The 20937-nt window shown below is 43.2% G+C and carries 20 protein-coding genes, 1 riboswitch and 1 other annotated feature; of the genes, 5 read left to right on the forward strand and 15 right to left on the reverse strand.

The genetic code is table 11. The annotated features are described in order from the left end of the window. Positions 1-52: 52 nt before the first annotated feature. Genes hisC through hisG form a run of 3 tightly spaced genes read right to left on the reverse strand, consistent with a single transcriptional unit; the run spans position 53 to position 3306 of the window. Positions 53-1093: a histidinol-phosphate transaminase gene (gene hisC, locus NL643_RS00670; RefSeq protein ID WP_006743044.1), complete on the reverse strand. Its 1041-nt coding sequence runs from the start codon at positions 1091-1093 to the stop codon at positions 53-55. Positions 1094-1111: 18 nt separating this feature from the next. After that, positions 1112-2404 (reverse strand): histidinol dehydrogenase, encoded by a 1293-nt coding sequence (hisD, locus tag NL643_RS00675; RefSeq protein ID WP_005390871.1) that lies wholly within the window; start codon positions 2402-2404, stop codon positions 1112-1114. A 5-nt stretch (positions 2405-2409) separates the two neighbouring features. Further along, positions 2410-3306 carry an ATP phosphoribosyltransferase gene (gene hisG / locus NL643_RS00680; protein WP_005390869.1) on the reverse strand — a complete coding sequence of 299 codons (897 nt, stop codon included), beginning with the start codon at positions 3304-3306 and terminating at the stop codon, positions 2410-2412. A gap of 53 nt (positions 3307-3359) precedes the next feature. Continuing rightward, positions 3360-3497, reverse strand: a sequence feature (His leader region). A 365-nt stretch (positions 3498-3862) separates the two neighbouring features. On the opposite strand from hisG, the gene NL643_RS00685 reads away from it, so the two are divergent. Then, positions 3863-4816, forward strand: coding sequence for a sigma-54-dependent Fis family transcriptional regulator (locus NL643_RS00685; RefSeq protein ID WP_005390867.1), 954 nt, complete (start codon positions 3863-3865; stop codon positions 4814-4816). A gap of 326 nt (positions 4817-5142) precedes the next feature. Here the strand turns inward: NL643_RS00685 and tet(35) are convergent, their stop codons facing one another. Continuing rightward, positions 5143-6744, reverse strand: a complete 1602-nt coding sequence (tet(35), locus tag NL643_RS00690; protein ID WP_253643736.1) for a tetracycline efflux Na+/H+ antiporter family transporter Tet(35) — start codon at positions 6742-6744, stop codon at positions 5143-5145. 109 nt (positions 6745-6853) lie between these two features. Then, positions 6854-7036: riboswitch (Lysine riboswitch) on the reverse strand. Between the two features lie 582 nt (positions 7037-7618). Here tet(35) and NL643_RS00695 point away from each other — a divergent pair. Next, complete coding sequence (locus NL643_RS00695) at positions 7619-8026, forward strand: H-NS family nucleoid-associated regulatory protein (protein WP_005390863.1); 408 nt, start codon at positions 7619-7621, stop codon at positions 8024-8026. 127 nt (positions 8027-8153) lie between these two features. Here the strand turns inward: NL643_RS00695 and NL643_RS00700 are convergent, their stop codons facing one another. Together NL643_RS00700 and NL643_RS00705 are read right to left on the reverse strand one after the other, a co-directional pair. Continuing rightward, complete coding sequence (locus tag NL643_RS00700; RefSeq protein ID WP_005390861.1) at positions 8154-9458, reverse strand: inosine/guanosine kinase; 1305 nt, start codon at positions 9456-9458, stop codon at positions 8154-8156. A gap of 117 nt (positions 9459-9575) precedes the next feature. After that, positions 9576-9845, reverse strand: coding sequence for a hypothetical protein (locus tag NL643_RS00705; RefSeq protein WP_005390859.1), 270 nt, complete (start codon positions 9843-9845; stop codon positions 9576-9578). Between the two features lie 188 nt (positions 9846-10033). On the opposite strand from NL643_RS00705, the gene mnmA reads away from it, so the two are divergent. From mnmA to purB, 3 genes are all read left to right on the forward strand, one after another. Further along, positions 10034-11158 (forward strand): tRNA 2-thiouridine(34) synthase MnmA, encoded by a 1125-nt coding sequence (gene mnmA, locus NL643_RS00710; protein ID WP_005390857.1) that lies wholly within the window; start codon positions 10034-10036, stop codon positions 11156-11158. Between the two features lie 10 nt (positions 11159-11168). Beyond that, positions 11169-11786, forward strand: a complete 618-nt coding sequence (gene hflD / locus NL643_RS00715; protein ID WP_253643737.1) for a high frequency lysogenization protein HflD — start codon at positions 11169-11171, stop codon at positions 11784-11786. Positions 11787-11933: 147 nt separating this feature from the next. After that, positions 11934-13304 carry an adenylosuccinate lyase gene (gene purB, locus NL643_RS00720; protein WP_005390853.1) on the forward strand — a complete coding sequence of 457 codons (1371 nt, stop codon included), beginning with the start codon at positions 11934-11936 and terminating at the stop codon, positions 13302-13304. A gap of 116 nt (positions 13305-13420) precedes the next feature. Here purB and NL643_RS00725 read toward each other — a convergent pair whose 3' ends face one another. From NL643_RS00725 to htpX, 9 genes are all read right to left on the reverse strand, one after another. After that, a complete protein-coding gene (locus NL643_RS00725) occupies positions 13421-13942 on the reverse strand; it encodes a DUF3833 domain-containing protein (RefSeq protein ID WP_041853046.1) in 522 nt (173 codons plus the stop codon). Between the two features lie 11 nt (positions 13943-13953). Continuing rightward, entirely contained in the window at positions 13954-14547 is a 594-nt protein-coding gene (locus tag NL643_RS00730; protein WP_253643738.1) for a chalcone isomerase family protein, read from the reverse strand. Continuing rightward, complete coding sequence (locus tag NL643_RS00735; protein ID WP_182036695.1) at positions 14507-15019, reverse strand: DUF2878 domain-containing protein; 513 nt, start codon at positions 15017-15019, stop codon at positions 14507-14509. The genes NL643_RS00730 and NL643_RS00735 overlap by 41 nt, the downstream gene beginning before the upstream one ends. A gap of 6 nt (positions 15020-15025) precedes the next feature. Beyond that, on the reverse strand, positions 15026-16282 hold the full coding sequence (locus NL643_RS00740; RefSeq protein ID WP_253643739.1) for a cyclopropane-fatty-acyl-phospholipid synthase family protein: 1257 nt from the start codon (positions 16280-16282) through the stop codon (positions 15026-15028). Continuing rightward, the gene (locus NL643_RS00745; protein ID WP_253643740.1) at positions 16276-17094 is read right to left on the reverse strand and encodes a DUF1365 domain-containing protein; all 819 of its coding nucleotides are present in this window, start codon (positions 17092-17094) and stop codon (positions 16276-16278) included. Before NL643_RS00745 ends, NL643_RS00740 begins: the two co-directional genes overlap by 7 nt. Before the next feature lies 1 nt (position 17095). Further along, entirely contained in the window at positions 17096-18406 is a 1311-nt protein-coding gene (locus NL643_RS00750) for an NAD(P)/FAD-dependent oxidoreductase (RefSeq protein ID WP_253643741.1), read from the reverse strand. A 12-nt stretch (positions 18407-18418) separates the two neighbouring features. Further along, positions 18419-19144, reverse strand: coding sequence for an SDR family oxidoreductase (locus tag NL643_RS00755; RefSeq protein WP_253643742.1), 726 nt, complete (start codon positions 19142-19144; stop codon positions 18419-18421). Then, positions 19141-19560, reverse strand: a complete 420-nt coding sequence (locus NL643_RS00760) for a nuclear transport factor 2 family protein (RefSeq protein ID WP_005390833.1) — start codon at positions 19558-19560, stop codon at positions 19141-19143. The genes NL643_RS00755 and NL643_RS00760 overlap by 4 nt, the downstream gene beginning before the upstream one ends. 224 nt (positions 19561-19784) lie before the next feature. Continuing rightward, on the reverse strand, positions 19785-20654 hold the full coding sequence (gene htpX, locus NL643_RS00765) for a protease HtpX (protein ID WP_005390832.1): 870 nt from the start codon (positions 20652-20654) through the stop codon (positions 19785-19787). Positions 20655-20937: the final 283 nt, after the last annotated feature.

A 20937-nucleotide genomic window follows, 5' to 3' on the forward strand; every position in this document is an offset into this window, starting at 1 on the left:
TTACTAATCTTGTTTCGTTCTCGGCATAAACCGAGAACGTTGAGAATTCTATTTATGAATAGTAGTTTCTAATGAAACCCAGTGTCTTTTCACACTCGTCGCGGTTACCAACACTGATACGCACGCAGTTCTCAATTGGCGAGTTACGCAGGATAATGCCCGTATCCCAAGCGGCTTTGAAAAGAGCATCGCCATCTGGGAATTTCACCAATAAGTAGTTACCCCACCCTTCAAAAACCTCCAGACCCGGAATCATCGACAAACCAACTTGTAAGTAAGCTCGGTTTGCGTTCAAGTCGAGAACTTGGAACTTCGCTCGCGCTAGGCCTGCTTCAGAGAGCGCTTGAGTAGCAATTTCAGCAACTGGAACCGGTACTGGATATGGTGCGATCACTTTAAGAAGGACGTTAATCAGTTCTTCGTTTGCTAGCGTAAATCCACAACGAAGACCAGCAAGCGCGAAAGCTTTCGACAGAGTACGCAGAATCGCTAGATTTGGATATTCTGCCAATAAATCTACTGTTGACGCTTCTGGACAAAAATCGATGTACGCTTCGTCCATGACCACGATTGCGCGGTCTTTTGTCATCTCAAGCAGAGAGACAATATCGTCACGCTTAACTAAGTTACCCGTTGGGTTGTTTGGCGAGCATACGAAAACCAGTTTCACGTTATCTAGATTCGCTTCGATACCTGCGAGGTCTAGTTGCCAATCTGACATTAGCGGCACCGTTTTGCGCTCTACACCGATGGTTTCTGCACTGATGGCGTACATACCGTAAGTCGGTGGGCAGTATAAAATCGCGTCTTCACCCGGTTCACAGAAAGCACGAATCAATAACTCAATACCTTCATCTGCACCGCGAGAAGTCAGCGTTTGTTCTGGCTTCACTCCAGCATATGCGGCGTAAGCAGAAATCAGTTCTTTCGGCTGGCATTCACTGTAACGATTAAGACGAGCAAAGTCTGTTTTGTATTCATTGTTGAATGGCGATTCGTTGGCGTTCAGCCATACGTCACCTGTACCACCAATTCGGCGAGCCGAAAGATAAGGTGTTAGTTGTTGGACTTGTTTACGCGCTAGCTTTTCCATCTCTTTACTCTCTTATTCTTACTTACTTGCTAATTTTTCTACACGGATAGTAACAGCACGTTTGTGGGCGTCCAGACCTTCTGCTTCAGCCATGGTGACAACCGTTGGCGCAAGATTTTTAAGACCGTCAGCTGAAAGCTCTTGAACCGTCATTCGTTTAGAAAAATCAGCCAAACCTAAGCTTGAATATGTCCGTGTATAACCGTAAGTAGGAAGAACGTGGTTAGTGCCCGATGCGTAATCACCTGCAGATTCAGGCGACCAATCACCAAGGAAGATCGAACCTGCGTTATCTAATAGAGGAAGAAGCTCGCGAGGGTTCTTAGTCTGAACAATTAAGTGCTCAGGACCATAATAATTAGAAATAGAGATTGCTTGGGTGATCGATTCAGCAATAATGATTAAACTCGATGCGAGCGCTTTTTCTGCAATCTCTGAACGAGACAACTCTTTCAATTGACGACGAACGGCATCTGTCACCTGATCTGCAATAATGGCTGATGGCGTCACAAGTACAACTTGAGAGTCAGGTCCATGCTCTGCCTGACTTAGAAGGTCCGCCGCAATAAAATCTGGGTCCGCTGTTTCATCCGCAATCACAAGAACTTCCGAAGGACCCGCTGGCATATCAATCGCTGCGCCACGGAAATCATTGCTCACCTGGCGCTTTGCTTCCGTCACGTAAGCGTTACCCGGGCCAAAAATCTTATCAACTTTTGATACGGTCTCTGTACCATATGCCATTGCAGCAACAGCTTGACCACCACCGACGTTGTACACTTCATCAATGCCACACAATTTTGCTACGTAAAGGATTTCGTCAGCGATTGGAGGCGGAGAGCAAAGCACAACTTTACGACAGCCAGCAATTTTCGCAGGCACGCCAAGCATCAAAACCGTCGATGGCAATGGCGCGCTACCACCAGGAATGTACAAACCCACTTTTTGAATTGGACGTGTTACCTGTTCACAAAGCACACCCGGTTGAGTTTCGACTTTAATTGGCTGTGGCTTTTGCGCTTTGTGGAATTTAGAAATATTGGCATAAGCTTGCTCTAATGCGTTTTTCATTGATTCAGACAAGCGCTCTGAAGCGGCTTTAATTTCCTGAGAAGAAACACGAATGGACTCAGGTTTAACGCGATCAAACTTTTCTGTCAGCTCGTTGAGAGCAGAGTCGCCTTCATTTCTAACTTTAGCGATAACCTCAGACACTGCTGCAGTGATATTTGCACCTTCTGCAATAGCAGGACGTTCTAAGATCGAATCTTGCTGCTCTTCACTTAAAGATTGCCAAACGACTGTTCTCATGATGTTTACTCCATCATTTTTTCAATTGGTAGCACTAGGATTGAGCTAGCACCTAACTCTTTTAGCTGTTCCATGGTTTCCCAGAACAGGTTCTCAGAACTCACTAAGTGAACAGCCATTTTCTGCTTATCTGCAGAAAGAGGAAGAACCGTAGGATCCTCAGCACCAGGAAGTAGTGCTTTGATTTGATCGAGCTTTTCAGCTGGCGCGTGAAGCATGATGTACTTAGACTCTTTCGCTTGTTGTACGCCTTGCATGCGAGTCAGTAGTTTTTCAATCAGTGCTGTTTTGTCTGCATCAAACTCACCGATACGTTGAATCAGCGTCGCTTTAGATTTAAAGATCACTTCCGCTTCTTTTAAGCCATTCGCTTCTAACGTTGCGCCAGTCGATACCAAATCAGCAATAGCGTCAGCTAGACCTGCGCGAGGTGCAACTTCTACAGAGCCAGTTAGCATACATGTGGAGAATGGAACGCCTGCTTCATCCATGTAAGCTTTTAGGAGTTGAGGGTAAGTTGTGGCAATACGCTTACCAGCTAAGTCTTGTGGACCGTTGTACTCTTCATCCTTGTCGATAGCGATAGACAAGCGACAACCGCCAAAATCCAGTCGACGAAGTTGAACAAACTCACATGGTTCACCCAGAGCTTTACGATCTAGACGAACTTCTTCCAATTCATTTTCACCAATGAAACCTAAATCAACAACACCATCCATGATCAAGCCAGGGATGTCATCGTCACGAACCAAAAGCAAATCAATTGGCATGTTCTCCGAGTGAACCACTAAACGCTCACCCATTACATTAAATTTTACGCCGCACTGTTTTAGCAGAGCTTGGCTCTCTTTGCTAAGGCGACCTTTTTTCTGAATTGCGATTCTTAAGCGTTGTGTTTGCATTGCTTTTTCCCTGTGCAAGATTTTGATATCTAAGTAATTTTTGAATTAATAAAACTAAAAAACCCTCGAGAGATTGGAGTCTCCCGAGGGTTTAAAATCTGCTTTTACTTTGATTTCACCTCCGGGAGTTTCCTGCCTCCCGGGTATGCGTACATCGCCCGAAAGACTAGATTGGGTGATGATGGTGATGAATGTTCATTACAAAATTACGCATACTTATTTAAGGCTCTATTGAGTTGCTTCGTTAGTAACCACACTAACCAAGGATTCTATATTTTTCAATACTGAATTTAGCATTTTCTAACTATTTTTTATAATCACTTGATTTTAAAGGATTTAAATTTAATTTCAGTTGAGTATATGGGTAGAAATTAGGTTTCTATTCAACCCTATTCTTAAAGAAAAAGAAGAATAGTATGAATTTTCATCAAAACAACTATTTAGATCTCACCGCCCTTAGTAATTGGCATCATTCTCAATAAAGAGACATCCACTCACGTTTGAGACGACTCATTCAAAACTATTATTTTAGTGGGGCAAAAAATAGTGATTAACCATGAAACTGCGTAACGGTAGTAACAAACAAGCTGTGGATTTCAGCGATACAACACTATACCCATTAATCGGCAATAGTGCATGTATCCAAGAACTTCGCACGGCAATCCAAAAGTACGCTCAATGTGATGCTGAAGTACTCATTCAGGGTGAAACAGGGGTGGGCAAAGGTCTCTGTGCTCGTCTTATTCATCAGTTGTCGAACAGACACTCGGCACCTTTTGTTGAAGTTAACTGCGGCGCAATTCCAAGTGGTCTTATTGCGTCCGAACTTTTCGGTCACGAAAAAGGAGCATTTACAGGAGCGATTTCAGATCGTATCGGTTTTATTCAAAAAGCGCATAAAGGTACCCTATTCCTAGATGAGATTGGTGATATGCCGCCGGATCTACAAATCCACCTTCTGCACTTTTTAGAGAGTAAGCAAATCCATAAAGTCGGCGCTGATAAATTCATTGATGTGGACTGTAGAGTCATTGCTGCGAGCCACGTGGATTTGAAAAATGAGGTTGTACAAGGCGGATTCCGTGAAGATTTATTCTATCGGCTTAATATCTTGCCATTAACTATTCCTCCACTGAGAAAGCGTGGGAAAGATATCCTTATGTTATCAGAACACTTCTTAACAGATTTGTCTCATGGTCAGGTACAAAAAATGTCGGATAAAGTGAAAGCCAAGCTCCTCAAGCATCGTTGGCCAGGTAACGTAAGAGAACTTCGAAATGTAATCCAACGAGCGATTGTCATGTGTGAAGATCACACGCTTCTCGTCGCTGACTTGGGCCTTGATAATAATGAAAGGCAATTACTCCCTTCAGTGGACCAAATTGATCTTGACTACCTACTGCAAGCTATCGAAGAAAATAAGCACAATATGAGTGCGGCTGCACGTCATCTTGGTATTTCAAGAACAACGCTTTATCGTCTAATAAAGAAATACAACTTAAATGTTTAGTTGCTGTACAGGTGTAACGTGACACTGTGTAACAGACAACTCATCATATATCATTTACTTAGCCCCTCATCATAAATCTCTTGATATTACCGCCTTTAAAATCAACAACTTAAACTAGGCATAGTCTTTGCTTAGAGCTAAGAAGAAGTCGGTTGATAGATTTTCTATCACAGCACAGAAAGGAGTGCTCAGAACACAAATAGCTCGCTTTTAACACGAAACGATTATCCCCAAAAACGCGATTGCCCCCCTCACCTAAATCGCGTTAAAAAAAAGCTCCGCTAAATTTAGCGGAGCTTCCTCTTTATTAAAAATACTGAGCTGTACTAGACATTTTGGCACGATGCCATTTTAGACTTCGACAACCAAGAAAGTGCTCCACATACAATAATAAATGTGATTGATGCAGCAATGAATGAGAATGCAATTGACGCAGTCATCCCCAAAGTAATGAAGCCAACACAGGAAACTAGCGCCACGGACAATGCATAAGGCAACTGGGTCGATACGTGATCAATATGATTACAACGTGCACCAGTCGACGACAGAATAGTGGTATCGGAGATAGGTGAACAATGGTCACCAAAAACGGCACCGGCTAAAACTGCACTTAGCATTGGGAGCATTAGCGCAAGATCGGTTGCACCAGCCATATCACCCGCGATTGGAAGCATAATGCCGAACGTACCCCAAGAAGTACCTGTTGAAAATGCCATTAGACCAGACAACAAGAATAGGATAACTGGTAGCCAATGTGGATTGATATTGCCCTGCGCCATTGTAGAAAGGTAAGAACCCGTCTTCATGTCACCGATAACCGAACCGATAGTCCAGGCAAATACCAGGATTAGAATCGCGCCAAACATAGACTTAGCACCAATCCAAAGTGTGCGTGCAATTTCACCCATTGGAAGACCTTGCTTCACAACAGTAAACAGTGCAACTGCTAAGCCAAGCAAGCTACCGTAGATTAGTGATGTACCTACATCTGTATTTTCAAACGCACCTAGAAGCGCAAAATCTTTGCCGTCAGCAGCCAATGCTTGGCCACCCGTGTAAAGCATAGAAGCGATAGTCGCAATAATCAGCGTCACGATAGGAAGTACCAAGTCTGACACTTTACCCTTTTCGCTTTCACGGATATCTAGCTCTTCGTTTAGATCATGCGCTTCTTGCGAGTCGTTTTCTTTGTCTTTATCAAAGCCGCGGCCTTGAGATGCAGAGATTTCATGCTCACGCATCTTACCGATATCGAGGCCAAACCACGCCACAGCAAACACCATAAGCAGTGCAAAAACTGCGTAGAAGTTCATTGGAATAAGACGAACGTACGCGCCAAGAGCCGAATACTCAGTGATCCCATGTGAGACTAAGATACCGCCGATAATCGTAATAATGTAAGCACCCCAGCTAGAAGCAGGCATGATCACACACATTGGTGCAGCAGTTGAGTCTAGAATGTATGCAAGCTTCGCGCGAGACACATAAAAACGATCGGTTACTGGACGAGAAATGGCACCAACAGCAAGACTGTTAAAGTAATCGTCGACAAAAATGAATACGCCTAAAAAGGCAGCAAGAAGTTTGGAGCCGCGTTTACTCTTCACTCGAGATTGTGCCCATTCGGCAAATGCACGAGTACCACCAGATAGCGTTAATAATGCAGTTGTCATACCTAATAAGATTAGGAAACCAACAATGCTCATGTTCCAAGTGTTAATTCCGCCATCTTCAATAAAGACAGAAGAAACTTGAGAACTCACGTAACTAACGGTATCACCGATAGACCAGCTATTAAGTAGAACCGCACCCAGCACGATACCTACACCTAAGGAAACTAATACACGTCGAGTCAGAATCGCCAAAGTCAAAGCGACAATAGGTGGCAATAATGAAACAGGAGAACTAGAAAAATCTATTAAATTCATGATCTTCAAAAACCAAAGTTTGGCTAGAGATCTACTGCAGACAAGTCACGTAGCATACGATACGTGCTCATGTTGAACTTAGCGACAGGGAAGCGAACACTCCACCCAACCCTACAGTAGCGCTCCATAGTTTAATGTGAATATATACTATGGCAGTGTTGTTCCTTTCAGATACAACCCCAGCAAGTAACTTTGATGAGTTACTTACTTCGGCAATCTTCGCCTTCCACTATTATTCATTGGCATCACCCCAATAATAGCTACTCTTCGAGACCGCGCCTCTACGGCAACAACAAACAATTAACCACTAACTGTACAAATTAACAACAAATTGTCTGCAATATTGCATCAGGTAGCAGCCATTGTACTTATGATGAGAGTCAATGCAACACATCAAACTAAATTAAACAAATAAATAATGACTGAGATAATTTATAAACCTTGTCTACTTCAAGTTAGTTTTGTGCAACTGAAATCACATCAATTTTGTTATTTATGAAACATTATTACTACCTTAAAAATATCATGGTTTATCTTGTATCAATAAATTAAGGATATATGACACTCCATCAAAGATGGACGCTTCATATTTTTAAGTAATAACTCAACTTTTTTTATAAAAACCAAGCTGGCTCTATCTCTATACAATAACGAGTGTTGATTTCAATTCTCATCTAATAAGATTTATTTCGAGTGTAATAATATTTATTGCTTTAAAAAAGTAGCTAAATTTAAACAAAATCTTGATTTAGTATTTGCACATAAGGAAAAGATAAAGTTAAATATAAGGACTCTTTGTTTATTTATAGATTGGCATTATTTAATCGTAACGATAAAAAGTGCCCAACACATTAACCTTTTAATAGGAATCGTTATGTCAGAGCTGACTAAAACCCTTCTAAATATCCGTAGCCTTCGTGCATTTTCTCGTGAGCTGACTCTAGAACAATTGGAAGAAGCTCTAGATAAACTAACTACTGTTGTAGAAGAGCGTCGTGAAGCAGAAGAAGCAGAACGTGCAGCACAAGCTGAGCAAGAAGCTAAGCTAGCAGAGATCGCAGAGAAAATTGCTCAAGACGGTATTGACGTAGAAGCGCTTATTACTGCGCTATCTGGCGAAACTAAGACGAAAGGCAAAGCGAAGCGTGCACCTCGTCCAGCTAAATACAAATACACAGACTCAAACGGTAATGAGAAGACTTGGACAGGCCAAGGTCGTACACCTTCTGCAATTCAAGAGCAACTTGATGCAGGTAAATCTCTGGATGATTTCCTGATCTAAATCCGCGCTATTTTTAAAAGGCTCCCAATGGGAGCCTTTTTTATTTGGTTCATTACAAATAAAAAAGGCGCATTTTTTAATGCGCCTTTTACTTTAGTTATAGAATGGTTAATTAAACTACTGTGTATTAACGTTCCCAGTATGCTTCTTCTAGGCTATCTTCTCGCTCAGGAAGCCCACGTGACAAACGTGGAGAATGTTGCACGAGAACTTCGTAGCTCGCACGGTTTGCGTATTTACATACTTGAGAAAAAGAAGAGTAAGTTAAATATTCGTTACTGTGCTTGCTTGAATTAGGCACATTTTCTTTATGGTATTTGTTTGCCGCCATATCATGAAGAACAGCAGATAACGCAGCATCACCTGCACCATTGGTATTCTTGATTTTTTCTGGACCACCCATATATGGCGAGATATGTGAGTACACTTTTATTGGTGTTTCACATGTATCTTTTTTCGCCGGACGACTAAATTCATAGCGATTAAATTCAGCGATTGACCCCGGAAGTAATGGTAAGGAAGTTTCGCGCTTCGCGCTGTCTTCCGTATAACCCGCCATAAATAGGCCTACAGGCCCCGCGGTGCACAATACTAGATCTGCCCACTCCAGTGTTTTATCAGATGCAGCAAGTGGGTCTGACTCACCCGTCAGTGCTTCTGCTTCATCTTCATTCATCGCAACGACTGAAACGTTATCTCGAATGAATTCTTGCCAATATTTCGGGTCATCTTGAATAACGAACTTCGTCCCAAGAGTCAGAACAACGGGCACATCATTCTTTTTCGCGTACTCAATCGCTTTCATTGTTGCTTCAGGCATTGGGTCGCCTTCTTTACAACGTACTAAATATGACGTTAGTACAAGCGCCGATGCATTTTTAAAGATTTTTTCTGGAATGCTATCAGGATGCAGTTGGTTCATTTGCCCTTCACTGATCGCAAAAGTACGTTCACCATCTTCTGTAATAAGAGCGAAACAACGACCGATAGCGCCATCAACACCTTGTAGGTAGTTCAAGTCCATGCGGCTTGATGTATTACAAAGGTAACGGTAGCCATAGCTGCCAATTTTGATATCCTGGCTCATCACTCCAAGCAGCGTAGAGCGATCATCTGCTAGCACAGAGTAATTGTGTAGCGTGTTACCAATTGTGCCACCCGCATACTCATTGGTAATTAAGTTCTCTTCTTTAAGTTGCTGGTACAACTCTTCTGCTCTTTCGTCATCAATAACCAAAGAGTGACCTTTACTCAGACCGTACTTTTCAATCACATCCGTTGTAACTTTAGCTTCAATATCAACCAAAGTTTGGTCAATACCAATGATGTGAGTGCGCGTCATCTTCTTGCTTTCTTGTGCTTGGCTCACCAGCGGGTCACGAGCATGAACAGGAAAATAGTGCTTCGATTTGCGTTGTCCAGGAAATTTCATATTGTCAGTCTGAGTAAGGGGATGAAAAGGAGAACGGATTCTATACCGCTAATAATAAAGCGGCAATAAAAGCAATTATAGCAAACGTTTGCTAGCCACTTTTTTCTTCTAGACTCCTTATTCACCTTCCATAAAACTTAGATCTGGCAGTTGCTCAAGGTGCTCGCAGTAACGCTTTAGGTTGAACTCACCTTCATTTTTCATCACATCGAAAATTTCAATCGACATGGCACATGCCATCATTGCAACCGCTTCTTCTCTAGGTGTCCCTGTCATCATTAAGCGCATTAGCGTCTCTTTAACTTTTAATGGATTGCCGTCCTCAAGTTGGTTTTCAACAATTTCAATCAACTCGGCTTCTTGCATAAACTGGTTTTCTTCGGTCATTTGGACTTTCCTCTTGGATTTTTGCCAACTATGCCATATATACCTCTTCTATACTTGCGAAATTGCCCGTTCGAATTTCTGTTGAAGAAAAATGCAGCGAAACGAATTGTGATTTCGATCTCGGATCTGTCACCGGTCTGTGGATTCTGATAGAATCTGCATCCCGTTTATTTAAGTGGTGTTTAGTAATGTCTGATAACAGCCAAAAGAAAGTCATCGTCGGTATGTCCGGCGGCGTTGATTCATCTGTTTCTGCGTATCTTCTCAAGCAACAAGGCTACCAAGTAGAAGGCCTGTTCATGAAGAACTGGGAAGAAGATGACAACGAAGAATATTGTACAGCAGCAGAAGATCTTGCTGATGCTCAGGCAGTATGTGACAAGCTAGGCATTCATCTACACACCATCAACTTTGCTGCCGAATACTGGGATAACGTATTTGAGTACTTCCTTGCTGAATACAAAGCGGGTCGTACACCGAACCCTGACATTCTTTGTAACAAAGAAATCAAGTTCAAAGCATTCCTAGAATTCGCTGATGAAGTGCTTGATGCTGACTACATTGCAATGGGTCACTACGTACGTCGCTCTTTCCCGGATAACGGTGAGAAACCAGCGATGTTGCGTGGCCTAGATGGCAACAAAGACCAGAGCTACTTTCTATATACACTAAGCCACGAACAAATTGGCCGTAGTCTCTTCCCTGTTGGTGATTTAGAGAAACCTGAAGTACGCCGTATTGCGGAAGAGCAAGGTTTAGTAACAGCGAAGAAGAAAGACTCGACAGGTATTTGTTTCATCGGTGAGCGTAAATTTACCGACTTTCTAGGTCGTTACCTTCCTGCTCAGCCTGGTAATATCGAAACGCCAGAAGGCGAAGTGATCGGTCAACACCAAGGTTTGATGTACCACACACTAGGTCAGCGTAAAGGTCTACACATCGGTGGCCGTAAAGGCGGCGGTGGTAACGAAGAGCCGTGGTTTGTCGGTGAAAAAGACCTAGAGCGTAACGTGCTAATCGCAGTCCAAGGTAAAGACCACCCGATGCTAAAATCAGAAGGTCTACTTGCGTCACAACTTCACTGGGTAGATCGTGAGCCAATTCGCGATGTTATGAAGTGCACAGTGAAAACTCGTTACCGTCAGGAAGATATTCCTTGTACAATCATCCCGATCGATGATGAAAACATTAAAGTGATCTTTGATGAACCACAAATTGCAGTGACGCCTGGTCAATCAGCAGTGTTTTATAAAGATGACGTATGTCTAGGTGGCGGCATCATCGAGCAACGCATTAAATATTCTCAAGCTTAGGAGTCGTTACGTGGCGAATACACTTTATGACCGTACTATCGCTTTCGCTGGTATTTGCCAAGCTGTCGCTTTGGTTCAACAAGTTGCGAGAAACGGGCATTGTGATCAAGATGCTTTTGAAACATCAATCAAAGCTATTTTGAGCACAAACCCTGCTAACACCGTTGGCGTATTCGGTCGCGAAGCCGATCTAAAGCTCGGTCTGGAGTGTCTGGTTAAAGGGATTGATAGCACCCCATCAGGCAGTGAGATCACTCGTTACATCATTAGCTTGATGGCGCTAGAACGTAAGTTAAGCGCTCGCAACGATGCCATGTCCCAGCTTGGTGACCGTATCCAGATGGCCAAGCGCCAGTCAGAGCATTTTGAACTGCTAGATGATCAAATGATCAGCAATTTAGCGAGCATCTACTTGGATGTTGTTAGCCCTATTGGACCACGCATTCAAGTAACAGGCACGCCTTCTGTACTACAACAAACGACCAGCCAACACAAAGTCCGTGCTCTACTGCTATCTGGCATTCGTAGTGCTGTTCTGTGGCGCCAAGTAGGCGGTAAACGTCGTCATCTAATTTTTGGCCGAAAGAAAATGGTCGAACAGGCTCAAATCCTGTTAGCCAGAATGTAGAATACTCTGCTAGCTCGCGTTTATCGCGAGCTACTTTTTTTCGAATAAAACAAATCCCGCGCAAACGTTTGCGCAATATTCGTGACAATTGCCACAGTTATTGGTATAACGCTCACGAAATTTAGAAACCCAATTCAGGAGAACATCATGGAACTGTCAGCATTGACTGCTGTTTCACCAGTAGACGGCCGTTACGGAAGTAAGACGATTGCGTTACGCGAAATTTTCAGCGAGTACGGTCTACTAAAATACCGTACTATCGTAGAAATTCGTTGGCTACAGAAGCTAGCGGCTACTGCTGAAATTGCAGAAGTGCCAGCATTCAGCGCAGAAGCTAACCAATTCCTAGACGACCTTGCTGCTAACTTCTCTGAAGAAGATGCACGCCGTATTAAAGAAATCGAGCGTACAACTAACCACGACGTTAAAGCGGTTGAGTACTTCTTAAAAGAGAAAGTAGCAGACGTTCCTGAACTGCACGCTGTTAATGAGTTCTTCCACTTTGCATGTACTTCTGAAGACATCAATAACACCTCTCATGCGTTAATGCTAAAAGAAGCACGTGAGCAAGTGATTCTTCCAGAAATCCGTAACCTAATTGACGCTATCAAAGCACTCGCAGTTGAATACCGCGACATTCCTCTTCTATCTCGTACACACGGCCAGCCTGCTTCTCCATCTACAATGGGTAAAGAAATGGCAAACGTGGCGTACCGTATGGAGCGTCAATTCAAGCAAATCGAAAACGTTGAGATCCTAGCGAAAATCAACGGTGCAGTAGGTAACTACAACGCACACCTTTCTGCTTACCCAGAGCTAGATTGGCACAAGTTCTCTGAAGAATTCATTACAGAGTCTCTAGGCGTAACTTGGAACCCTTACACAACACAAATCGAGCCGCATGATTACATCGCTGAGCTGTTCGACGCTATCGCTCGTTTCAACACTATCCTGATTGACTTCGATCGTGACGTTTGGGGTTACATTGCATTAGGCCACTTCAAGCAAAAAACCATTGCTGGTGAGATCGGTTCTTCAACAATGCCGCACAAAGTTAACCCAATCGACTTTGAAAACTCTGAAGGTAACCTAGGTCTTGCGAACGCAGTATTCGGCCACCTAGCACAAAAGCTGCCTATCTCTCGTTGGCAACGTGACCTAACTGACTCAACGGTTCTACGTAACCTTGGTGTTGGTGTTGGCTACGCTATTATCGCTTACACTTCTACGCTTAAAGGCATCAGCAAGCTAGAAGTAAACCGTGAAGCGCTTCTTGCTGAACTAGATAAAAACTGGGAAGTACTAGCAGAGCCAGTACAAACAGTAATGCGTCGTTACGGCATCGAGAAGCCATACGAGAAGCTAAAAGAGCTAACTCGTGGTAAGCGTGTAGACGGCGAAGCAATGCGCAACTTCATCGACGGTCTTGAGCTTCCTGAGCACGAGAAAGCACGTCTGAAAGAGATGACGCCAGCAAACTACATTGGTCAAGCGGTTGAGCTGACAGATAAGCTGTAATCACACCTTGATGATCTGCAATTGAAAAGGTTGACGTGAAAGCGTCAACCTTTTTAGTTAGGAAGAAATAATTTCGGTTATTTGGTAGTAATGCAAGAGGATAAACCCCTCAACTATTATGGCTGTTTTTGGAAGAATAAGGTTATTGTCCCGACCTCTATACCAAACTTTTTAATTTTGGTGAGGTTGAAAACATGCTTCTCGTCCTGACGATAAAGCCAATCATCAAAAGCGACCGTTACTGTTGAGTCATCCATTTGCAACTCAAAGTCATACCGCCACTGCAACGCATTGCCTTGCTCAGCCCCTGTTGCTACACCAATAATATCCTCTGCTTTACCTTCATAGCGTCCATCTTCTAATTTGGTAATAACCCAAATTCGCTGGTCAACCTCTCCATCATCAAACACAAAGTCTTCCACCAGCGTCAACGTGTTACCTTCCACAGTACCCACGATGTCGACTTCAAAACGACGAGTTTGTTGTTCAGTGTAATCTTGGACCATCCCCCACGCCTTAGTTTCGCCTTCAAAATAGCCGAATAAATCAAAAGTCGGTGTAGATGATTGATAATTATCGATATCTGCTGAGCATGCTGAAAGTAAGGCCGCAGCGGCCAAGGCGACTGATTTTAAAATTCGTTTAAGCACTATCTAACCTGCCCTATTAATTGTTTTCGAAGTTTTGGGAACTCTGTATTAGGTGACAACCATATAGACAAAAACGCATCGTTCATTCGCTCATCTTGAACGAAGCCGACTGTCTTGATTTGTGCAATGCCAGCTTGTCGGTATAGAAGCTGACCAGTTTTACCATCGGTTAAGTAAGAAAGCTCATCCCCTTTTTTTATATCAGGGAACATACGGTTTAGTTCACTGATCCAACTTTTTCGATATGATTCAGTAAAACCAAGTTTTGCCCATTGCTCATCAGTTACATCAAGCAACTGCTGCTTGCTGATGTCTCTTTGATAGTTAATTTCCAATACCAGAGGGTGCGGTGATACATCGCCATTTACAATAAACTTTCCATCAGGTGCTCTTAGTCGAGACTGATATATATCGAAGATGAACCATGTGAGTTGTGCCTCACCGACGGTTTTCCACCCCTTCCAACTCGACATCTTATCTGCGTTTTCACTGTTTCCAACTGACTGAGCTTGTAGAGCAAAGGAGCCCATAACTACTAGAGAAGAAACTACCTTAATCAGCCTCTGGGTTAAATCTCTCTTCAAGCTTTTCATATCCGTATACCTTGAGTATCAAAAGCGTCATGGCAAACCATTCAGCAAATAGAATGACCAACGTAACGCTGGTATTAAATCCATATTCAACGACTTGGAGCTTGTAACCGGCGTAGTAACTGACGGTTCCTCCAACGCCACCTACAATTGATACGTAGATTTTTGGGAAACGGTACAAAACAGGCTTGAGCTGATAGGCATACCAAGAGAACAAAATCCAAAGGCACAACAACCAAATGGGTAGCCATTGTGTTGGAAAGACAAAAACAGAAAACTGTTGATTGAGCGTATCGAGCACTACACCCGCCAAAACGATACTCGCGATGTGCTTCAAGGCAGAAGCGTCCGTCCTCCAACAATAGACAAGAGTAAGGAATGTTAAGATCAGTGTTAGCCACTGCCATTGATAGGTCCCAAGCACTGCAGAGAACCAACAGAGCTGGAACCATGTAGAGGCAATCAGCAACTTCATAACGGTTTAAGGTCGCTGGAATGTCATGTGAACGGCACTGATACTTCGAGCTAAAAAGCCACCTTCACAATAGCTCAGGTAGTAGCGCCACATGCGGACAAAGCGGTCGTCATAACCGAGAGATCGTACGTGCTCTTCAGCTTGATTAAATCTAGAGTGCCACTCGCTCAAGGTTTTCGCATAGTCCAGACCAATATCAAATAAGTCTCTCACCACCAAGTCACTGTATTTGGTCGCAGCTTGAGTTAAAGATGTAACCGAAGGTAAAAAACCACCTGGAAAGATGTATTTCTGGATAAAGTCAACGTTGTTACTGTAGTAATCATAACGCTGGTCAGCGATAGTGATGGCTTGAATTGCCATTAAACCACCCGGCTTGAGTAATGATTGGCATTGCTTGATGTAGGAAGGCAAAAATTGTTTTCCAACCGCTTCGATCATTTCTATCGAGACTAACTTATCGTAGTGACCCGAAAGGTCTCGATAGTCTTGTTTTAATAGAGTGATCTTGTCGCCCAAATTTCGCTCTCTAATTTTTTGTTCAGCGTAAGCATGCTGCTCTTCAGAAATCGTCGTTGTCGTTACATGACAACCATATTGCTCTGCCATGTAAATGGCCATAGCCCCCCACCCTGTACCTATCTCAATCACTCGATCGGATGGTTGAAGCTCAAGTTGCTGGCACAAACGATCCATCTTGTTGATTTGCGCTTGTTCCAAAGTATCGTTGTCTTGCACATATAATGCCGATGAGTACAGCATGTTGTCGTCTAAAAATGACTCGTACAAATTGTTGCCCAAGTCGTAATGCGCATGAATGTTTTTACGAGAGTTCTCTTGAGAATTGCGGTTGGTCCAATGACTGAACTTGTACAGTATTTTAGTTAGCCAACTTCCTTTCTCTTCAAGTTTATCTAGCGCGCGCATATTGAGAGCCATAAGTTTCATTAACGAGGTTAGATCCGGGCTGTCCCACCAACCATCCATATAAGCCTCACCCGCTGCAATGCTGCCACCTTGCAAGATTCGCGAGTAAAAGCCAGGATGCTTTACCTCAATCGTCGCCACAACAGACTGACCGCTGTATTCACCGTTGGGCGCATTAAAGCGCTCGCTTCTTTCTGTCGTTTCCGTCTTAAAGCTTTCAATAACAGTTAAGCAGCCGATTTCCATTTTTTGTAGACATTGAAAAATAACTCCGCGAGCCGCCTTTTGTGTTGTCGTCAATTTGCGCGGCAATGTCATAGAACTGGTATTTAACATGCAGAATTCTCCTTGTGCTTTTTATTTTTTTTGTCTGTTTTTTTAGTGTCGGCTTCTATTTCGTCGTGTGTTGAATATTTAGGATGAGAATAAAAAGGCGCGCCTTTCACCCAAAGTTTTAATGCGTGCCAATAAATACCAACCATTACTTTTACCGTCTGTATTGGCGTAACGATCAAACACTTCAATAAGCTTTTGCTCGAAAACACTTGAGCTTTCATTGTCATCGTCGCATCAAAGTGCTTTTCGCTTTTGTGGCATTCAAGATGAATCCTTAACTTGTCCGTCAATGGTTTAATCTTCCAGTGATACTGTTGGTCAATTGGATTAAACGGAGAAACATGAAAGGCTTTCTCTTGTTCCCATCCAAAGTTTTCATCGTTTTGCTCAGCAGCGACTGCGTAGTAATGAAGCTCGTTCCAAGGTGTATTGCTGACTTCAGCTAAGAGGTATTTCCATTCCCCTTCTTTGTTATAAACGTAGTAGAAATTCACCGGACTAAAATAAAGTCCTAAATAGCGCAAATGACAAACAGCGATGACTTTGCCGGTACAACGAACACCTGTTAACTCTTCAATTTTGTCGTGTACGGCCACCTTTAAGCAGCCCTTACCAACATAGTCACTGCGTTTAAAGTGTGCCCAATGCCACCAACGAGAGCCAAAACCCCAAACTTTTTCCTCTAGTCTTTTTAGCTCATCGACGTCAATAGCTGGCATAAACAATGAGTAGTTCAATTCATGTTTTATCGGCGTGAACCTGCGATGTCGAACGTTGCCAACAAACAACTGGCTGTTCATTTGGCTATCCATATCACGCTGCACCTTTTTCTAAGTTGACAGCAGTTTGAACGCGATATTTCTCTTCAAGCCCTTTCACTACGTCCAACGCGCTGCGAACGCCATCCTCATGGAAACCGTTGTACCAGTAAGCGCCGCAGAACCAAGTATTGTTCAGCCCTTGCACCTCTTCTTTACGTTGCTGTGCAGCGATAGAATCGGTAGAAAACACTGGATGGTGATAGGTAAACGTCCGTAATACTTTGCTCGGTTCGATCTGCTCAGTGCTATTTAGCGTGACACAGAATGTGTGCTCAGATTGAACATGTTGGAGAATATTCATGTTGTAAGTAAGCGAAGGGAGACGTTGCTGTTCGTCTTCACTGCCCTCCAGTAGGTAGTTCCACGAAGCCCACGCCGCTTTACGCTTTGGAAGTAAACTCGTATCAGTGTGAAGCACCACTTCATTCGCTTGATAAGCCATATTACCCAGCACCTCTTGCTCGACTGGGCTAATGTCACCTAACATGTTCATCGCTTGATCACTGTGACAAGCAAAGATGACATCATCAAACCAGTGCATTTCACCGCTAACTTTTAAACCCACACCATTCTCACTACGGAGCACTTTTTCTACCGGACTATTGAGTCGAATTTTATCGATAAAACCTTGAGTCAAAGGTGGAATGTACTCACGAGAGCCACCTTTAATTACATACCACTGCGGCCTGTTAGTGACATCAAGCAATCCGTGATTTAAGAAAAAGCGAAGGAAAAACATCAGCGGAAATGCGCGCATGTCCGCTAAAGTCGAAGACCAAATTGCAGCGCCCATCGGCAAAATGTAGTTATCTGAAAAGAAAGTACTGAAGTTATGCTCATCAAGAAACTCACCTAGCGTCTGAGAATGACTCGATTGTTTGCTAGCGACGCTTTTGGCAAGTTTGTTGAAACGAAGGATCTCGAAGATAAAACGATAGAACTTAGGATTTACCCAATTGCGCTTTTGAGCAAATAATGTCGACACGGTATGACCGTTATATTCCAAGCCATTGCCGTCGTTTCTTACGCTGAAGCTCATCTGGGTTGGCAATCCTTCGACACCAATCTCGTTCATCATTTTGATGAAATTAGGATAAGTGCGATCGTTGTAAACGATAAAGCCCGTATCAATCGCATATTCTTTACCATCGAGTTTTACATCCACCGTCGCGGTGTGCCCGCCAATGTAATAGTTAGCTTCAAATACGGTGACATCGTGCTCTTTATGTAGATAGTAACCACACGTAAGACCAGAAATTCCGGTCCCCACAATCGCTACCTTCTTTCTTCCTGCTGTTTTCATTTTTATTCCTTCTTATGACACGAGTTTAGCAGTTAGGCGAGCTTGCCAACTGTATGGAAGTAACGAGATAAAACGTAAAATACTGGTAAACCTCGCGGGGAAATAGATGTGAGTCTTGTTGGCAGCCAACTGTTTTCTGATAGAGTTCGAGGCTTGCCGCGTAGAAATAATCATCGGCATTTCGAAGTCATTTTTGTCAGTTAACGGGGTTTCCACAAAGCCTGGGAACACGGTCACCACTTGAATGCCCTTCTTCTTCAAATCAACAGCTAATGTGCGAGCAAAGTAGCTCACAGCAGCCTTAGAAGCGCCGTAGGCTTCAGCCCTTGGCAACGCAACTTCTGAAGCAATAGAACCCACGATAACGATGCGATGCCCTTTATCTAAGAGTGGTTGGCAACCTTCTACGCAGTTGGCAACACCAACGACGTTTACATTCATCACACGCGCCATGAGTTTCGCGTCAACCACACCGTTGTCCATATACTCACAATCCCCAGCATTAAAAACCCAGGTACTCGGCGTGAAAGGCAAACTGGACAGCGCCTGCTGAGTTTGTTCATGGTTTGTCACGTCAAACTGCAATGTATGGATATTAGAAGAAGCAGCCCCCAATTCAGTAAGAACGTCTTTGTTTCGCCCACAAGCAATAACGCTCCAATCAGAGTTCGCGTAATCTAAAGCCAGTTGCTTCCCTATTCCGGAGGTAGCGCCAGTGATTAAGATAGTATTGTTCATTGTCCTAACCTCTGCTTGATGGTTTTTACGACTGAGCCAAGTAAAGGTAAGTTTTCGTAAAGCATTTCTCCGAGATCAAAGTAATCTCGGTGATAAATAACTTGGCCTTCGCTGAATTTAAGATGCGACACACCATTAACGAGAATAGGTGCACCTTTTTGAAGTTTGGGATGCTGAAGATCCATGGTCCACGTTAGGAAGCCAGTATCTCCGACTTGTTGATGTTCGTGGATAACAAAGTCACAGCTTATGACGTTGGCATATAATGATGTGAAGTAATCTGAAAGTGCAGGCCACCCCTCTAAACGATGAGCAGCATCTTCAAAGACGACATCTTGGTGATATACGTCTTTAAGCAGATGTAAGTTCGCTTTATTCAGCTTTTGATAGATATTGCCAACAGACTGTATGTCCATGTGTTTACTCCTACATGCCCATCAAGTTGTACAAAATTATTATATGTACAAGATAGTTCATTCCTTAAAAGTTGTACAAAAATTATTTTGTATAACTTTGTTTCTGTAGGTAGATACGTGATGGATCTCGCAAGCGATCAATCGATCAAAAAAAAGGCTTGGTCAAAACCAAGCCTTTTCAGGAAATTAACGATTACTTTCGTGTGCGCTGTCAGTTTTTACAACTAGTATTGCTGACTACGTAACGCTGCAATACGTTTATCTAGCGGAGGGTGGCTCATCAGTAGCTCAGTCAATGACTGCTTGCCATTGATACCGAATGCCATCATTGTGCCATCAAGTTGAGATTCGTGACTCATCTTCAAACGTTCCAATGCCGCGATCATTTTCTCTTTACCAACTAAGTGAGCAGCACCTGCGTCGGCATGGAATTCGCGATGACGGCTGTACCACATGGTAATAAAGCTTGCTAAGAAACCAAACACTAGCTCAAGCACCATAGATACACCGAAGTAAACCATCATGTTTGTACCTTGACCTTCTTCATCATCGTTCGATGCCACAATATTGGCGATAAAACGGGATAGGAAGATAACAAACGTGTTCACAACGCCTTGCATCAATGTCATCGTGACCATGTCACCATTTGCAATATGGCTCACTTCGTGGGCCAGTACCGCTTCTGCTTCATCACGAGTCATATTGTGTAAAAGGCCAGTGGAAACCGCGACAAGAGAGTCATCTCGCTTTGCCCCCGTCGCGAATGCATTGATATCTGGTGAGTCATAAATAGCCACCGTTGGCATACCAATACCCGCTTGCTGAGCTTGACGACCCACAGTTTCGACTAACCAATGCTCAGTTTCGTTACGCGGACTTTCAATGACCATACCGCCAACCGAGCGCAGTGCCATGCCCTTTGACATCATCAACGAAATCAGTGCACCACCAAAACCAAATATGGCGGCCATAACTAGCAAACCAGAAAGACTGCCAGGTTGCATTCCAGTGGTAGCGTAAACAATATTCAGAACAACACTAAGCACTAGCACGACAGCTAGGTTAGTTGCTAGGAATAACATAATTCGCTTCATTACTTTTCTCCGAGGAAGCTTATCGTTTTTTTTAAAACGGATTGTTATAAGGAACAGGTGGTAATCGCTGTAAAAGCCAATTCCGCTAAGTTTCATGCTCCGTGCGTTATAGATATAGTCTATCCGCGATAAAAACAAGGTTAAGCAATAAATTGCAACATTTGTTTTCGAGACTGAAAGATTATGTTCAAGCGATTTCTAGGCACGTGCTGATAAAAGCCATTACCTCCATTCATATTCATTCCTTTCCGTAATGAAAAGTACTTTGAATCGCACCTCATCT

Source organism: Vibrio sp. Y42_MX_L11, from assembly GCF_024181785.1.
Taxonomy (GTDB): domain Bacteria; phylum Pseudomonadota; class Gammaproteobacteria; order Enterobacterales; family Vibrionaceae; genus Vibrio; species Vibrio diabolicus.